The sequence below is a fragment of the Pseudomonas sp. NPDC089530 genome (assembly GCF_050280705.1).
Classification (GTDB): domain Bacteria; phylum Pseudomonadota; class Gammaproteobacteria; order Pseudomonadales; family Pseudomonadaceae; genus Aquipseudomonas.
The window spans coordinates 1-2,930 of record NZ_JBNNVU010000188.1; the positions used below are offsets into that span (position 1 = coordinate 1).

A 2,930-nucleotide genomic window follows, 5' to 3' on the forward strand; every position below is an offset into this window, starting at 1 on the left:
CCTTCCTTGGTGAAGACAAGCTTCAGGAAGTCCAGCAGGTTGCGGGCATACAGCGCCGAGGCATCGGCCGCGACAGCGCCGGCCAGGTTGGCGAGTCCGGCATGCTACCTACCGGTGGCGCCCGCTTGCGGCTCTCAGCCAAATTCTATCTGGTCGCGATGCTCTTCGTGATCTTCGATATCGAAGCCCTCTTTCTCTTTGCCTGGTCTGTGTCCGTCCGCGAAAGCGGCTGGACCGGATTCGTCGAAGCTCTCGTTTTCATAGCAATTCTGTTGGCAGGTCTTGTCTACCTTTGGCGAGTGGGGGCTCTTGATTGGGCTCCGGTAGGTCGTCGTAAGCGGCAGGCGAAGCTAAAACAATGAGGCTTTGGCAATGCAATACAATCTCACCCGGATCGACCCTGATGCTCCTAACGAGCAGTACCCGATCGGAGAACGGGAAACCGTCTCCGATCCGTTAGAGGATCAAGTCCACAAAAACATCTTCATGGGCAAGCTGGAAGACGTGCTGAGCGGCGCGGTCAACTGGGGTCGCAAGAACTCCCTGTGGCCGTACAACTTCGGCCTGTCCTGCTGCTACGTGGAAATGACCACCGCCTTCACGGCGCCCCACGACATCGCGCGCTTCGGCGCCGAAGTTATCCGGGCATCACCGCGCCAGGCGGATTTCATGGTTATTGCCGGAACCTGCTTCATCAAGATGGCGCCGATCATTCAGCGTCTCTACGAGCAAATGCTCGAGCCGAAGTGGGTTATCTCCATGGGTTCGTGCGCCAACTCCGGTGGCATGTACGACATCTATTCCGTCGTTCAGGGGGTGGACAAGTTCCTGCCCGTGGACGTCTACGTGCCTGGCTGCCCGCCCCGCCCTGAAGCTTTTCTGCAAGGTCTGATGCTCTTGCAGGAGTCGATTGGCCAGGAGCGTCGCCCACTTTCCTGGGTCGTCGGCGACCAAGGCGTGTATCGCGCCGAAATGCCGTCGCAAAAGGAAGCGCGCCGCGAACAGCGTATTCAGGTAACCAACCTGCGCAGCCCCGACGAAGTCTGATCCAGAGCGTTTCTTACCAAAGAACGAAAAACTGGCTTCATTCTTTACGTTGACCGAAAGCGATAAAAAACCATGACTACAGGCAGTGCTCTGTACATCCCGCCTTATAAGGCAGACGACCAGGATGTGGTCGTCGAACTCAATAACCGTTTTGGCCCTGAGGCGTTCACCGCCCAGGCCACCCGCACCGGCATGCCGGTGCTGTGGGTTACCCGTGCCAAACTCGTCGAAGTCCTGACCTTCCTGCGCAACCTGCCCAAGCCGTACGTCATGCTCTATGACCTGCACGGCGTGGACGAGCGTCTGCGCACCAAGCGTCAAGGGCTGCCAGGCGCCGACTTCAGCGTGTTCTACCACCTGCTGTCGATCGAGCGTAATAGTGACGTAATGATCAAGGTCGCCTTGTCCGAGAGCGACCTCAGCTTGCCGACCGTGACCGGTATCTGGCCGAACGCCAACTGGTACGAGCGTGAAGTCTGGGACATGTTCGGCATCGACTTCGCCGGCCACCCGCACCTGTCGCGCATCATGATGCCGCCGACCTGGGAAGGTCACCCGCTGCGCAAGGACTTCCCGGCGCGCGCCACCGAATTCGATCCGTTCAGCCTGAACCTGGCCAAGCAGCAGTTGGAAGAAGAAGCCGCACGCTTCAAGCCGGAAGACTGGGGCATGAAGCGTTCCGGCGCCAACGAGGACTACATGTTCCTCAACCTGGGCCCGAACCACCCTTCGGCCCACGGTGCCTTCCGTATCATCCTGCAACTGGACGGCGAAGAAATCGTCGACTGCGTACCGGACATCGGCTACCACCACCGTGGCGCCGAGAAGATGGCCGAGCGCCAGTCCTGGCACAGCTTCATCCCGTACACCGACCGTATCGACTACCTCGGCGGCGTGATGAACAACCTGCCGTACGTGCTCGCGGTCGAGAAACTGGCCGGGATCCAGGTGCCGGAGAAGGTCGACGTCATCCGCATCATGCTGGCCGAGTTCTTCCGGATCACCAGCCACCTGCTGTTCCTGGGTACCTACATCCAGGACGTCGGCGCCATGACCCCGGTGTTCTTCACCTTCACCGACCGTCAGCGCGCCTACACCGTGATCGAAGCCATCACGGGCTTTCGCCTGCACCCGGCCTGGTACCGCATCGGTGGCGTCGCCCACGACCTGCCGCGCGGCTGGGACAAGCTGGTCAAGGACTTCGTCGAATGGCTGCCCAAGCGCCTCGACGAGTACACCAAGGCCGCCCTGCAGAACAGCATCCTCAAGGGTCGCACCATCGGCGTCGCCGCCTACAACACCAAGCAAGCCCTGGAATGGGGTGTCACCGGTGCCGGCCTGCGTTCCACCGGTTGCGATTTCGACCTGCGCAAAGCCCGCCCCTACTCCGGCTACGAGAACTTCGAGTTCGAAGTGCCGCTGGCGGCCAATGGCGATGCCTACGACCGCTGCATGGTCCGCGTCGAAGAGATGCGCCAGAGCATCAAGATCATCGACCAGTGCCTGCGCAACATGCCGGAAGGCCCGTACAAGGCGGATCACCCGCTGACCACGCCGCCGCCGAAAGAGCGCACGCTGCAGCACATCGAAACCCTGATCACGCACTTCCTGCAAGTTTCGTGGGGCCCGGTCATGCCGGCCAACGAATCCTTCCAGATGATCGAAGCGACCAAGGGCATCAACAGTTATTACCTGACGAGCGATGGCGGCACCATGAGCTACCGCACCCGGATCCGTACCCCAAGCTACGCCCACCTGCAGCAGATCCCTTCGGTGATCCGCGGCAGCATGGTCGCGGACTTGATTGCGTACCTGGGTAGTATCGACTTCGTTATGGCCGACGTGGACCGCTAAGCATGAACAGCACGCTTATCCAGACAGAC

The 2,930-nt window shown here is 60.4% G+C and carries 3 protein-coding genes; all 3 read left to right on the plus strand.

The window, feature by feature from the left end; genetic code table 11:
- On the plus strand, window positions 1-362 hold a 362-nt coding region (gene ndhC, locus ACQKQA_RS30005), incomplete at its 5' end, for an NADH-quinone oxidoreductase subunit A (protein ID WP_427564762.1).
- Between the two features lie 10 nt (window positions 363-372).
- Window positions 373-1,047 carry a NuoB/complex I 20 kDa subunit family protein gene (locus tag ACQKQA_RS30010; protein WP_427564763.1) on the plus strand — a complete coding sequence of 225 codons (675 nt, stop codon included), beginning with the start codon at window positions 373-375 and terminating at the stop codon, window positions 1,045-1,047.
- Window positions 1,048-1,119: 72 nt separating this feature from the next.
- Window positions 1,120-2,901 (plus strand): NADH-quinone oxidoreductase subunit C/D, encoded by a 1,782-nt coding sequence (nuoC, locus tag ACQKQA_RS30015; protein WP_427564764.1) that lies wholly within the window; start codon window positions 1,120-1,122, stop codon window positions 2,899-2,901.
- The last annotated feature ends 29 nt before the right edge of the window (window positions 2,902-2,930 follow it).

Coding starts and splice junctions, on each gene's coding strand:
- ACQKQA_RS30010 (WP_427564763.1), top strand. CDS start 373: ATGCAATACAATCTCACCCGGATCGACCCTGATGCTCCTAACGAGCAG.
- nuoC (WP_427564764.1), top strand. CDS start 1,120: ATGACTACAGGCAGTGCTCTGTACATCCCGCCTTATAAGGCAGACGAC.